Source organism: Azospira sp. MPR-LB4 (assembly GCF_058809525.1).
The window spans coordinates 977,724-989,725 of record NZ_CM179521.1 but is presented as its reverse complement, the minus strand read 5'-3'; the positions used below and the strand labels follow the sequence as shown (position 1 = coordinate 989,725).

Below are 12,002 nucleotides of genomic sequence, written 5' to 3'. Positions count from 1 at the left end.
CGGTGTTCTTGGGTCGATTCTTGTTTTTTCGGGCCCGAGGGCCGTTTTTCCGACCTCGTGGGGGCATCCCCCGACGGGGGGCGCTGCAACGGGATGGTAACGGGAGACCAGGAAAATTCAACCCTTTTTGTCAATAAAGCGTCTTAACCCAATAAATCTTCTCGGATATTGCAATTGCGGAAATCCTCGGGATGGGGAAAGTCCACCAGCACCAGGCGGCGGCTGTCCTGCCATTCCCCCACCTTGTGGCGGCCCTCGGCCACCCAGGCCGCCAGGTCCGCCGCCAGCTCCCGGCGGCAGAGGCAGAAGACGGAGTGGCGCCGCTCTCCGGCCCGGGCCACGGCCACCTCGGCGTCGGCCTCGAGCAGGGCGTGGCGGAGGCGCGCCACCAGGTCCGCAGGGAAGTCCGGGGAATCGCAGGGCACCAGCATCACCAGGGGCTGGGGACTGGCGCTGAGGGCGGCGTGGAAGCCGCCCAGGGGGCCGGGGTAGTCCGGCAGCAGGTCGGGCAGCAGGGGGTAGCCGAAGGCGGCGTAGGCCTCGGCGTTGCGGTTGGCATTGATGGCCACGGCCTCCACCTGGGGCGCCAGGCGGGCGGCGATGCCCTGGGCCAGGGGCCGGCCGCGCCAGGGCAGCAGGCCCTTGTCGGCCCCGCCCATGCGGCGGCCCAGGCCCCCGGCCAGGACGACGCCGAATACCGGGGGTGGGGAGGCGGGGGAAGGGGAGGGCATGGCGGCAGCGGCAGGCGGGGAGTGGGCAGGGGCGGCCATTGTACCCTGGCGGCGGCGGCGCCTCAGTCGAGGCCGGCCTGGCGGCGCACCTGGCGGGCACAGGCGAGGAAGTGGGGCAGGCAGGGGTTGGGATTGGCGGCGGCCCAGATGATGCCCTGCTCCACCAGGGGTGGCGCGGCGATGGGGCGGAAGGCGGCGCCCTGCAGCTGCATCTTGCCCATGGAGCGGGGCACCAGGGAGACCCCCAGTCCTTCGGCCACCAGATTGACGATGGTCTGCTGCAGGTGGGTTTCCAGGCAGACCCTGGGCTCGAAGCCGTGCTCCCGGCAGCAGCCGGCCACCAGGGCGTGCAGGGCCGGGGCGGTGGCGGCGGGAAAGGTGATGAAGGGCTCCCCCGCCAGATCCGCCACGGCCACGGTCTCCTCCTGCGCCAGGGGATGGTCCGCCGGCAGCACGGCGCAGAGGGGCTCCCGGTGCACGCACAGGTATTCCAGGCCCGCCGGACGCTGCCAGGGAAAGGCCAGGCCCACGTCGCAACGGCCGGCCAGGAGGGAATCGTCCAGCTCCCGGGGCAGCAGTTCCCCCAGTTGCACCTCCACCTGGGGGAAGTCCCGGCGGTAGGCCTTGATCAGGGGCGGCAGGGCGCTCCAGGCGGCGGCCATGGTGAAGTCCAGGCGCAGGCTGCCCTGTTCGCCCCGGTGCACCGCCCGGGTGCCCTGCACCGCCTGCTCCAGGTCGGCCAGCAGGCGCCGGGCCTGGGCGAGGAAATGCCGCCCGGCCACGGTCAGTTCCACCTGGCGGGAGCTGCGCTGGAACAGCATGACTCCCAGGGATTCCTCCAGGGCGGCGATCTGCCGGCTCAGGGGCGGCTGGGAGATGTGCAGCAGGGCGGCGGCCCGGCCGAAGTGCAGGGTCTCGCCCAGGGTGACGAAGTAACGCAGTTGGCGCAGGTCCGGCAGCATCGTTGCGTCCAGGGTATTGATGTACGACTTATATAGCATTGGACGGTATGAATGGGGAAGTCCTAAGCTGGCGCCTCCGTTCCCGCTCCCCGGTTCCCCGGCCCCGCCATGATCGCCATCCTGCAAGTCGTCCTGCCCATTTTCGGCCTCATCCTGGCCGGCTACGTGGGCCGCCGCAGCCATTGCCTGGGGGAGGCGGCCTCCTTCGAGCTGAACCGCTTCGTCGTCTGGCTGGCCCTGCCCTCCCTGCTCTTCAAGGCCACCGCCACGGCCACCTGGGCCGAACTGTGGCAGCCGGGCTTCGTCATTTCCGTCTGCGTCGGCTGCGTCGCGGTATTCGCCGTGACGGTGCTGCTGCGCCTGCGCCAGCTGCGCCACCTGGCCGACGCCAGCATCGACGGCCTGTCCGCCGCCTACGCCAACACCGGCTTCCTCGGCATTCCCCTGTGCGCCCTGGTGCTGGGGGACGAGGGCCTGGTGCCGGCCATCATCGCCACCCTGATCGTGGCCTGCGCCCTTTTCGCGGTGGGCATCGTGCTGGTGGAAATCAGTCTGCAGCAGGCTCCCTCGCCCTGGCGCATCGCCGCCCGGGTCGGCCTGGCCCTGGCCCGCAATCCCCTGGTGGTGGCGCCCCTGCTCGGCGCCGCCTGGGCCGGGGCCGGCCTGGCGCTGCCCCTGGCCCTGGATCGTTTCCTCACCCTGCTCGGCGGCGCCGCCACGCCCTGCGCCCTGGTTTCCCTCGGCGCCTTCCTGGCCCAGCCCCAGGCGGGGCAGCGTTCGGGCACCGCCGGCCTGGTCCTGGCCAAGCTGGTGCTGCAGCCCGCCATCACCGGGCTCCTCGCCTACCGGGTGTTCCAGCTGCCGCCCCTGTGGGCCCACGCCGCCCTGCTCCTCAGCGCCCTGCCTACGGGCACCGGACCTTTCATGCTGGCCAGCTTCTACGGGCGGGAAGGGGGCATGGTGGCCCGGGTCATCCTGCTCACCACGGTGGGTTCCCTCGCCACCATTTCCCTCTGCCTCTATGTGATCGCCCGTTAGGGCTGTCTCAGGCCTGCAGGCGCAGGCTGGCCCACAGGTGGGCCGCGGCCAGGGCCCGCCAGGGGCGGAAGGATTCGAGCCAGGTTTCCGTTTCCCGGGCCTCCACCGTCCGGCCCAGCAGCAGGCCCAGGGCCCGGCGCACGGCCACGTCGCCGTGGAGGGAGCCGTCGAGCCAGGCGAAGCCCCGCAGCAGGGTGTAATTGACGGTCCACGGACCGATGCCGCGGCGGGCCAGGAGGGCGGCCTGCAGGCCCGGCAGGTCCGCCGCCGGGCAGCTCAGGTCCAGTTCTCCCGCCGCCACGGCCCGGGCCAGGTCCAGCAGGGTCGCCGCCTTGCTGCGGGAGAAGCCGGCCTGGCGCAGGTCCGTTTCGTCGAGCCGGGCCAGGGCTCCCGCATCGGGGTAGCAGTAGAGGCCGGAGGAGTGGCGCAGGTCCGCCGCCAGGATCAGCTGGCGACGCAGGGAAACGGCGGCGGCGACGCTGATCTGCTGGCCGGTGACGGCCCAGGTGAGGGCCTCGAAAGGAGTGGCCGTCTGGGGCACCCGCAGGCCGGGCAGTTGGGCGATGACCGGCCCCAGCTGGGGATTGTGCCCATGGGCGGCGGCGAACTCGGCCACCGGCTGGGCCAGGCCCAGCAGATGGCTGACCAGGGCCTGCACGGCGGCAGCGGCGGGGCGGGGGCCGCCGTCCACCGCCAGGGTCGCCGTTACCCGGGCGCCGGGGCCCAAGGTTTCCGTTGCGGCCTTGTCTGCTCCTTCGCTTGCGGCGGCTGCCTTGCCTTGTCTCTTGCCGACCCTGCCAAGGGCCGCCTCCCCGGGGCTTTCCAGCATCAGGCTGAGGCAGGCGGGACGGCCCTGCCACAGCAGGCCCTTGTCGATGCGCTGCGCCGTCACCCGCTCGGCCAGGGCCTGGCCGTCGCGGCGGTGGAAGGCCAACAGGTCGTCGCCGCGGAAATCCGGCGGCAGTGCCAGGGTCAGGCTGGTCTTCATCGGCGGGCCCGGCGCAGGGTCAGGTTGAGGCGGCAGGGGCCGGTGAGGGCGTGGTTCCCGTCTTTCACTGGCTGCACGCCGTGGAAGCGCAGCCGGTCCGGCCCTCCCCACACCAGCACGTCGCCGTGCAGCAGGGGAATCTTCACCGTCTTGTCGTTGCGGCTGGCACCGCCGAGGAGGAACACCGCCGGCAGGCCCAGGGAAAGGGAGACGATGGGCTGGGAGAAGTCCTCCTCGTCCCGGTCCTGGTGCAGGGAGAGGCGGGTGCCGGGGGCGTAGCGGTTGATCAGGCAGGCATCGGGGACGAAACCGGGAAAGCCGGCGGCCGTGGCGGCCTCGTCGGCCAGTTGCAGCAGCAGGGGCGGCAGGGGCGGCCAGGGCTGGCCGCGCAAGGGGTCGAGAGGGACGTAGCGGTAGCCCCTGCGGTCCGAGATCCAGCCCAGGGGGCCGCAGTTGCTCATGCTCACGGCCATGGTCTGGCCGCCGGGGGTAATCATCTGGCGCCAGGGGGAGGCGGCAATGATGCCTTCCACTGCCGCGATCAGTGCCGGCGCCCGCTCCAGGACATAGCCGTGCAGCAGCACCGTGCCCGGCCCCAGCCGTTCGGCGTGGGGCGGCAGGTCGGCAAAGAGGTCCGGGGTGCCGCTCATGGCGCTGCCTTGGTGCCGGGTCTGGGGCGGGGTGGAGCCGTGCTGGCGGCGGGATTTTCCGCCTGCTGCCGTTCCCGCTGTTGCAGGGCGGCCTTGCGCTCCAGGCCCCAGCGGTAGCCGGCCAGGTTGCCGTCGCTGCGCACCACCCGGTGGCAGGGCACGGCCACGGCCAGGGGATTGGCGACACAGGCGGCGGCCACGGCGCGCACGGCCTTGGGCAGGCCCAGGTCCCGGGCGATTTCGGTGTAGCTGCGGGTCTCTCCGGGGGGGATGGCCTGCAAGGCTTGCCAGACGCGGCGTTGAAAGGCGGTGCCCTGGAGATCGAGGGGCAGGGCCAGTCCCAGCCGGGGGGCTTCCACCAGGCCCACCACCTGGGCGACCCAGGCGGCGAAGTCGGCGCTGCCCGTTTCACCTGCCGTTTGCCCTTCCTCCTCCGGCCCGCTGCCGATCAGCCGGGCCTTGGGGAAACGGGCCTGCAGGTCCGCCACCAGGCCCAGGGGATCATCCCCCAGCAGGATGGCGCACAGTCCCCGGGCGCTGCGGGCCGCCAGCAGGGCACCGAGGGAGGTCTGGGCCACGGCGAAGCGAATTTCCTCGGCGACGCCGCCCTGGCGGAAGCGCCCCGGCGTCATGCCCAGCACCCGTCCGGCCTCGCTGTAGAGGCGGCTGCTGGCGTTGTAGCCGGCGCCGTAGGCGGCCTCGGTCACTCCCTGGCCGGCGGCCAGGTTCTGGCGCAGGCGCTCGGCCCGCCGGGCCTTGGCATAGGCGCCGGGAGTGAGGCCGGTGTGGGCCTGGAACAGGCGGTGCAGATGGTGGGGGCTGAGGCCGGCCCGGGCCGCCAGCCGGGCCAGGGTAGGGGGCGTCTCGGCGGCCTCGATGAAGCGGCACAGATCGGCCACCACGGCAGCCTGGCGCTGGGCCAGGGGCGCCTCCTCCGGCCGGCAGCGGCGGCAGGGACGGAAGCCGGCGGTGGCCGCGGCCTCCCCGTCGGCGAAGAACTGCACGTTCTCCGGTTTGGGCCGGCGGGAGGGGCAGGTGGGGCGACAGTAGATGCCGGTGCTGCGCACGGCGTAGACGAACCGGCCTTCAGCCGCCGGGTCCCGGGCGCAGAGGGCCGCCCAGCGCGGGTCGGCGGTGATTGTCGCGGCACCGGCGACGGCGTCGGTGGCTGCATCGCCGGCCTGGGCGGCGGGCTGGTTGGGGGCGGATTGGGCGTGGGCGGCGTTTTTCATGGGGATGCTCCGGCAAGGCGACGGGGCCAGCTTAGGCGGCGGCCGGCCCGGGCGCACTCCGGTGCTTGCTTTCAAATTCCATGGTTCGGTTTTACCGCTGCCGTCGCCCGGGAGCAAGGGCTGTGAATTGATGCGCGTCAGGTCGCCCGGCGGCGTCCTTGGCTAGACTGGCGCTTTCCCGTTGCGATCACGAGCCATGAAGCCGAGCCGCCGTCACTTCCTCACTGCCACCGCCGCCCTGGGCGCCCTCGGCGCCATGCCCCTGGCGCGGGCCGCTGCCCCCGCAACCGTCCCGGGCAAGGGCGGCCGGGTGCTCATCGTCGGCGGCGGCTGGGGCGGCCTCGCCGCCGCCCGCCATCTGCGCCAGGAGGCGCCCCAGCTGGAAGTGGAACTGCTGGAACGGCTGCCCGCCTTCTGGTCCTGCCCCCGCAGCAACCACTGGCTGGTGGGTCAGGCGGATGGCGCCGCCCTGAGCTTCGACTACCGCCAGGTGGCCGGCCGCCTCGGCTACACCTTCCTCCAGGCCGAAGTCAGCGGCGTGGACCGGGACCGGCGCCAGGTGCTCACCAACCAGGGGCACCTGGAGTACGACTGGCTGATCCTCTCCCCCGGCATCCGCCACGACTATAGCGCCTGGTTCGGCGACGATGCCGCCGGCCGGGAGGCCGCGGCCCTGGCCCGCAGCCGCTACGCCCCGGCCTACACCGCCGGACCCGAGTTCGCCGCCCTCAAGACCCGGCTGGCCGCCTTCAAGGGCGGCGACCTGCTGATGACCGTGCCGCCCTATCCCTACCGCTGCCCGCCGGCCCCCTTCGAGCGGGCGGTGCTGCTGGCCCGGCACTTCCAGCTGAACAGGATTCCCGCCCGCATCACCCTGCTCGATGCCAATCCGCCCAACCCGGGCTACGCCAAGGTCTTCAACGAATACTTCAAGGACCAGATCCACTACGTGCCCCACGCCCTGGTGCGCCGGGTGGACCTGGGCGCCCGCCGCATCGTTACCGCCGCCGGCGAATTCGGCTGGGACGAGGCCATCCTCATGCCGCCCCAGCAGGCCGGCGACATCGCCTGGCAGGCCGGGCTGGTGGGGCCGGACGATGGTGACAAGAGCGGCGGCAAGAACACCGGCTGGGCCCAGGTGCGCGGCACCAGCCTGCAGAGCCGGGCCGACGAGCGCATCTTCGTCATCGGCGACGCCGTCGGCGCCGTCTCGCCCCTCTTCGGCCACTACCCCAAGAGCGGCCACGTGGCCAACCGCATGGGCCGCATCGTCGCCAAGGAAATCGCCGCCCGGGCCGCCGGCAAGACGGCAGAACCGGCCTTGCCGGACAATCTCTGCTACGTCACGGTGAACCCGGAGCCCCTGGACGTGCTGCTGATGGACACCCAGTACAAATTTCGCGGCGACGGCGTCATCGTCCAGACCCTGCGCCAGTATCGGGACCCGGACCTGGCAGCAGACGAGCTGGCCTGGCATGGGGCGTTGATGGGGGAGATGCAGGGATTGGGCGGTTAAGGTCCGGAGTCTGAAGCCGCCTCTGGCTTTTTTGGAAAGTTGTTTGTCATAATCGCGAGCAGGTTTCATCGCTCCCCACCCCGGGGATATGGCAACGCTGGACGCATCCGGAGAGGCTCTCGTGCTGAAGCAACTGGTTCCTGTCGCTGTTGTTGTTTTCCTCGTCATTGCCGGCATTGCTGTTCTGCTGCTGCGGCGGATGTCCGGCAAGGGGGCCGAGGCATGGCCCTTCTATGCCAAGAAGCCCTTGTCCCAACCAGAGCAGGTGCTTTATCACCGGCTGGTTGCCGCCTTGCCCGAGTGTATGGTGCTGGCTCAGGTCCAGCTTTCCCGGGTGCTCGGCGTGAAGAAAGGGTTCAGAGTCAATGAATGGAACAACCGCATCAACCGCATGAGCCTCGACTTCCTGGTTTGTCTCAAGGATTCCAGCATCGTGGCGGCCATCGAACTGGACGAAAAAAGCCACGAGCGGGCAGCGCGGATGGAGGCGGATGCAAAGAAGGAAAAGGCACTGGCTGCCGCCGGGATCACTTTGGTCCGCTGGCATGTGAGCGCCATGCCCGACGAAGCAACCATCCGCAAGGTATTTGCCGGTTGAAATTAGGCCCGGGCGGGGCATGACTCCGGCCATGCTGCCGGGGCCTTAGAATGGCGCCTTCACTGTCCTGAATGTGCCTTTAATGAGTGAATCATCCGGCGACTGGTCTCGCCACCTTGCCGCTCTCGCCATTGCCGACAGCCATGACGACGGCGCCCACGACCTCAATCACCTGCATCGTGTCTGGCAGACGGCCCAGACGCTGCTGCAGGACCATGCCGAGGCCGATGCGCTGGTGGTGATGGCGGCCTGCTATCTGCACGATCTGGTCAATCTGCCGAAGAACCATGCAGACCGGGCCCGGGCTTCGACCCTGGCGGCGGAGTTGGCGGTGGAAAAACTCAGGGAAGCGGGTTTTCCGGCAGAAAAGCTGGCCGCCGTGGCCCATGCCATCGAGGCCCACAGTTTTTCGGCGGGCATCGCGCCCACCACCATCGAAGCCAAGATCGTCCAGGATGCGGACCGGCTGGATGCTTTGGGGGCGGTGGGATTGGCCCGGCTGTTCTACACGGCGGGGCGTCTGGGTTCGGCTCTGGCCCATGCCGGCGACCCGCTGGGGGCCGCGCGGGAGCTGGACGACAAGGCCTACGCCCTGGACCACATCGAGGTGAAGCTGGCGACCCTGCCGGCCACCATGCAGACGGCGGCAGGTCGCCGCCTGGGGGAGGAAAGGCTGCAATGGCTGCGGCAATTTCAGGCGGACTTTGTGGCCGAGTGGGGAACCGGTAGCAGCTCCTGAAAATGGGGTGGCCTGGGAGGCAGGCTGGACGCCGCTCCCGGTCTTGCCATGCCGAAGAGTGGCGTCCCTATTGCCTCATCGGGTAGTAGCGTTTGAATCCATCGCCGCCACCCGGACGGCTCAGGCTGCCCGGATGATGCCCAGCAGGTCGTCGCCGTAGCGTTCCAGCTTGGCGGTGCCCATGCCGGAGATGTTCATCAGCTGATCCCGGGTGGTGGGCCGTTCTTCCGCCAGTTCCTTCAAGGTCTTGTCGTGCAGGATGACGTAGGCCGGCACGCCCTGTTCCTTGGCGGTGGCGGCGCGCCACTGGCGCAGGTCTTCGAACAGGGACTGGTCTTCCAGGGTCATGTCGTCCAGCTTGGTCGGCGCCCGCTCGCTGCGGCTCTTGCTGCCGCCGCCGCTGCCACCCTTGCGCGCCACGTGGCGGCGCATCTGCAGGGTCTGTTCGCCCTTCAAGACCGGGCGGGCGGCATCGGTGAGCTTCATGGCGCCGTGTTCGGCCAGGTCGGCGGTGAGCATGCCGCCGGCCACCAGCTGGCGGAATACGGCGCGCCAGGCCCCGTCGTCCAGGTCGGCGCCGACGCCGAAGGTGGGCAGGGCGTCGTGGCCCCACTGCTTGACCTTGTCGCTGACCTTGCCCCGCAGCACGTCGATGAGGTGCACCACGCCGAAGCGCTGGCCGGTGCGATAGACCACGGAGAGGGCTTTCTGGGCGGCCACGGTGCCGTCCCACAGTTCCGGCGGGGTGAGGCAGACGTCGCAGTTGTTGCAAGGCTCGCTGGCTTCGCCGAAGTAGTCGAGCAGCACCACCCGGCGGCAGCGGGGGGATTCGGCGTAGGCCAGGAGGGCGTTGAGTTTCTGGGCTTCCAGGCGCTTCTGTTCTTCCGGCGCGACGGAATCTTCGATGCGGGAGCGTTGCAGCACCACGTCCTGCAAACCGTAGGCCATCCAGGCTTCGGCGGGTTCGCCGTCGCGGCCGGCCCGGCCCGTTTCCTGGTAGTAGGCTTCCAGGCTCTTGGGCAGGTCCAGGTGGGCGACGAAGCGCACGTCGGGCTTGTCGATGCCCATGCCGAAGGCGATGGTGGCCACCATGGTGATGCCTTCTTCCCGCAGGAAGGTGCGCTGGTTGTCGGCCCGCACCTCGGCCGGCAGGCCGGCGTGGTAGGGCAGGGCGGGAATGCCCTGGCTGGTGAGCCAGGCGGCGGTCTCTTCCACCTTCTTGCGCGACAGGCAGTAGACGATGCCGGCCTCGCCTTTATGGTTGGCGAGGAAGCCGAGCAGCTGCTTGCGGGGGTTGTCTTTCTCGACGATGAGGTAGCGGATGTTGGGCCGGTCGAAGCTGGCGACGAAGACCCGGGCTTCGGTCAGCCCCAGGCGTACCCGCATTTCTTCCCGGGTGGCCGTGTCGGCGGTGGCGGTGAGGGCGATGCGGGGCACATCCGGGTAGCGGTTGTGCAGGGCCGAGAGCTGCAGGTATTCGGGGCGGAAGTCGTGGCCCCACTGGGAGACGCAGTGGGCTTCGTCGATGGCGAAGAGGGCCAGGCGCTTGTCCTCTTCCAGCTTGTCCAGCAGGGAGAGGCAGCGGTCGGTGAGCAGGCGTTCCGGGGCCACGTAGAGCAGGTCCAGGTCGCCGCAGAGGACGCGCCGCTCCACTTCCTGCACCTGCTGCCAGTCTAGGGTGGAATTGAGGTAGGCGGCCTTGACGCCGAGCTGGGTGAGGGCGTCCACCTGGTCCTGCATCAGGGCGATCAGGGGCGAGATGACCACGCCGCAGCCGTGGCGCAGCAGGGCGGGAATCTGGTAGCAGAGGGATTTGCCGCCGCCGGTGGGCATCAGCACCAGGGCGTCGCCGCCGTCGGCCACGTGGCCGACGATGTCGCCCTGGCTGCCGCGGAAGGCGGTGTAGCCGAAAACCCGGTGCAGGATTTCCAGGGCGGCGGTGTGGGTGTTGGTTTCCATGGGCCGCGATTATCTCACGGCCCATGGGGGGAACCGGCATCAGCAGGTGCCTGGCGTCGTTGTGCCGCCTTGCCGTACTCCGTGTACTGCCTGCGGCGGCACGCCTAGCCAGGCCCCTCCTGCTACCGATTCCCGGCCGTGGCTTGCTCCGGCCGCAGCAGGGAGGCGACGATGGAGACCGCCAGGATGCCGGCCACGGCGCCCAGGGAGGCGAACACCGGGATGTGGAACCACTTGACGATCAACATCTTCACGCCGATGAAGCACAGCACCGCCGCCAGGCCGTACTTGAGCAGGTGAAAGCGGGAGGCCATGTCCGCCAGCAGGAAGTACAGGGCCCGCAGGCCGAGGATGGCGAAGATGTTGGAGGTCATGACGATGAAGGGGTCCGTGGTCACGGCGAAGATGGCCGGAATGGAATCCACGGCGAAGATCACGTCGGTGACCCCGATCAGCACCACCACCACGAACAGGGGCGTGAACCAGCGCACCCCGTCCTTCCACACCGACAGCCGGTCGCCATCGTACTGGGGCAGGATCTTCAGGTGGCCGCGCATCCACTTGAGCACCGGATTCTGTTCGATGTCCGGCTCATGCTCGCCGGGCAGGGCCATCTTGATGCCGGTGACGAGCAGGAAGGCGCCGAAGACGTAGAGGATCCAGCTGAACTGGGAAATCAGCCAGGCGCCGATGAGGATCATGACGGCCCGCAGCACCACGGCCAGGATGACGCCGACGATGAGGGCCTTCTTCTGCTGCTCCGCCGGTACCACGAAGGCGGTGAAGATCATCAGGAAGACGAAGATGTTGTCCACCGACAGGGATTTCTCGATCAGGTAGCCGGTGAGGAACTCGGTGGCCTTCAGGTTGGCCACTTCCCGGCCCACGCTGTGGTCCAGCCAACCCCACAGAATGGCGCAGAAAATGAGGGCCAGGCTTACCCACAGGGCCGACCAGGCCAGGGCCTGGCGGGCGGTAACGGCCCGGCCTCCCTTCTTTTCCAGGGCCACCAGGTCCACCACGATGGCGACGACGACGAAGACGGCAAAGCCGACCCACCACCACAGGTTGCCGATGCTTTCAGCCATGGCGCCTCCTTACCAGTTCTGCCGGCGGTCGCCGGCCGGGTCGATGCGGCGCCATTCCCCGTTCAGGGTGACGGGCTGGCGGGGAGCGCTGGAGGCCCGGGCGTAGGCCGGCGCGAAGGCCGGTTCCGCTTCTGCCTGGGCGCGGCGCACGGTGTCGGCCTGGCGCGCCAGGCGGCGGACAATGGCTGAGAAGAGGGCCTTGAAAATGGGGAGGATGACGAAGCGTCCGATGCCGGCCAGGAGGGCCAGACGGAGCTTGAAGAAGAGGAGCGAGAGCAGCTTTTTCATGACGGTTCCTTTTGCATAAGATCGAGATTAACCGATCCTCGCCGCCCGTAAACGCAAAAAACCTTTGCCGTTGGCGGCAAAGGTCTCGCTTGGGTTGCGTCGGCGCTCTGGATGTTGCGCCTCTGGAACCACCCACCGGGCCGGGGAACTTTCATTCCCGTACTGACGACTTCCGGCGGTTCAGCTACTCCCCTTCGTGGGATCGCGGAGTTG

12 protein-coding genes are annotated in these 12,002 nt (G+C 69.5%); 4 read left to right on the top strand and 8 right to left on the bottom strand.

The features are described from left to right. Window positions 1-143: 143 nt before the first annotated feature. Together mobA and AC3QLZ_RS04495 are read right to left on the bottom strand one after the other, a co-directional pair. Window positions 144-731, bottom strand: coding sequence for a molybdenum cofactor guanylyltransferase MobA (mobA, locus tag AC3QLZ_RS04500; protein WP_287873751.1), 588 nt, complete (start codon window positions 729-731; stop codon window positions 144-146). A gap of 62 nt (window positions 732-793) precedes the next feature. Further along, complete coding sequence (locus AC3QLZ_RS04495) at window positions 794-1,732, bottom strand: LysR substrate-binding domain-containing protein (protein WP_287873750.1); 939 nt, start codon at window positions 1,730-1,732, stop codon at window positions 794-796. Window positions 1,733-1,801: 69 nt separating this feature from the next. On the opposite strand from AC3QLZ_RS04495, the gene AC3QLZ_RS04490 reads away from it, so the two are divergent. Continuing rightward, entirely contained in the window at window positions 1,802-2,731 is a 930-nt protein-coding gene (locus tag AC3QLZ_RS04490; protein WP_287873749.1) for an AEC family transporter, read from the top strand. 7 nt (window positions 2,732-2,738) lie between these two features. Here the strand turns inward: AC3QLZ_RS04490 and AC3QLZ_RS04485 are convergent, their stop codons facing one another. The 3 genes from AC3QLZ_RS04485 to ada are packed head-to-tail and all read right to left on the bottom strand — an operon-like array spanning window position 2,739 to window position 5,601. After that, window positions 2,739-3,719, bottom strand: coding sequence for a DNA-3-methyladenine glycosylase 2 (locus AC3QLZ_RS04485; RefSeq protein ID WP_287873748.1), 981 nt, complete (start codon window positions 3,717-3,719; stop codon window positions 2,739-2,741). Further along, window positions 3,716-4,369 (bottom strand): DNA oxidative demethylase AlkB, encoded by a 654-nt coding sequence (alkB, locus tag AC3QLZ_RS04480; RefSeq protein ID WP_287873747.1) that lies wholly within the window; start codon window positions 4,367-4,369, stop codon window positions 3,716-3,718. Before alkB ends, AC3QLZ_RS04485 begins: the two co-directional genes overlap by 4 nt. Then, a complete protein-coding gene (ada, locus tag AC3QLZ_RS04475; RefSeq protein ID WP_287873746.1) occupies window positions 4,366-5,601 on the bottom strand; it encodes a bifunctional DNA-binding transcriptional regulator/O6-methylguanine-DNA methyltransferase Ada in 1,236 nt (411 codons plus the stop codon). The genes alkB and ada overlap by 4 nt, the downstream gene beginning before the upstream one ends. Window positions 5,602-5,797: 196 nt before the next feature. On the opposite strand from ada, the gene AC3QLZ_RS04470 reads away from it, so the two are divergent. From AC3QLZ_RS04470 to AC3QLZ_RS04460, 3 genes are all read left to right on the top strand, one after another. Beyond that, entirely contained in the window at window positions 5,798-7,117 is a 1,320-nt protein-coding gene (locus tag AC3QLZ_RS04470; protein WP_287873745.1) for an FAD-dependent oxidoreductase, read from the top strand. A 121-nt stretch (window positions 7,118-7,238) separates the two neighbouring features. Further along, a complete protein-coding gene (locus AC3QLZ_RS04465; RefSeq protein ID WP_492783407.1) occupies window positions 7,239-7,715 on the top strand; it encodes a DUF2726 domain-containing protein in 477 nt (158 codons plus the stop codon). 82 nt (window positions 7,716-7,797) lie between these two features. After that, on the top strand, window positions 7,798-8,454 hold the full coding sequence (locus AC3QLZ_RS04460; RefSeq protein ID WP_492783406.1) for an HD domain-containing protein: 657 nt from the start codon (window positions 7,798-7,800) through the stop codon (window positions 8,452-8,454). 120 nt (window positions 8,455-8,574) lie between these two features. Here AC3QLZ_RS04460 and recQ read toward each other — a convergent pair whose 3' ends face one another. From recQ to AC3QLZ_RS04445, 3 genes are all read right to left on the bottom strand, one after another. Beyond that, the gene (gene recQ / locus AC3QLZ_RS04455; RefSeq protein WP_205229876.1) at window positions 8,575-10,413 is read right to left on the bottom strand and encodes a DNA helicase RecQ; all 1,839 of its coding nucleotides are present in this window, start codon (window positions 10,411-10,413) and stop codon (window positions 8,575-8,577) included. A 122-nt stretch (window positions 10,414-10,535) separates the two neighbouring features. After that, on the bottom strand, window positions 10,536-11,501 hold the full coding sequence (locus tag AC3QLZ_RS04450; RefSeq protein ID WP_492783405.1) for a TerC family protein: 966 nt from the start codon (window positions 11,499-11,501) through the stop codon (window positions 10,536-10,538). Window positions 11,502-11,510: 9 nt separating this feature from the next. After that, window positions 11,511-11,789: a hypothetical protein gene (locus tag AC3QLZ_RS04445; protein WP_492783404.1), complete on the bottom strand. Its 279-nt coding sequence runs from the start codon at window positions 11,787-11,789 to the stop codon at window positions 11,511-11,513. Between the last annotated feature and the right edge of the window lie 213 nt (window positions 11,790-12,002).

Bases quoted from the DNA above. Each gene is read 5' to 3' on its own strand.
- alkB (WP_287873747.1), bottom strand. From the start codon at position 4,369: ATGAGCGGCACCCCGGACCTCTTTGCCGACCTGCCGCCCCACGCCGAA.
- AC3QLZ_RS04490 (WP_287873749.1), top strand. From the start codon at position 1,802: ATGATCGCCATCCTGCAAGTCGTCCTGCCCATTTTCGGCCTCATCCTG.
- AC3QLZ_RS04485 (WP_287873748.1), bottom strand. From the start codon at position 3,719: ATGAAGACCAGCCTGACCCTGGCACTGCCGCCGGATTTCCGCGGCGAC.
- AC3QLZ_RS04495 (WP_287873750.1), bottom strand. From the start codon at position 1,732: ATGCTATATAAGTCGTACATCAATACCCTGGACGCAACGATGCTGCCG.
- AC3QLZ_RS04460 (WP_492783406.1), top strand. From the start codon at position 7,798: ATGAGTGAATCATCCGGCGACTGGTCTCGCCACCTTGCCGCTCTCGCC.
- ada (WP_287873746.1), bottom strand. From the start codon at position 5,601: ATGAAAAACGCCGCCCACGCCCAATCCGCCCCCAACCAGCCCGCCGCC.
- AC3QLZ_RS04445 (WP_492783404.1), bottom strand. From the start codon at position 11,789: ATGAAAAAGCTGCTCTCGCTCCTCTTCTTCAAGCTCCGTCTGGCCCTC.
- recQ (WP_205229876.1), bottom strand. From the start codon at position 10,413: ATGGAAACCAACACCCACACCGCCGCCCTGGAAATCCTGCACCGGGTT.
- AC3QLZ_RS04470 (WP_287873745.1), top strand. From the start codon at position 5,798: ATGAAGCCGAGCCGCCGTCACTTCCTCACTGCCACCGCCGCCCTGGGC.
- mobA (WP_287873751.1), bottom strand. From the start codon at position 731: ATGCCCTCCCCTTCCCCCGCCTCCCCACCCCCGGTATTCGGCGTCGTC.
- AC3QLZ_RS04450 (WP_492783405.1), bottom strand. From the start codon at position 11,501: ATGGCTGAAAGCATCGGCAACCTGTGGTGGTGGGTCGGCTTTGCCGTC.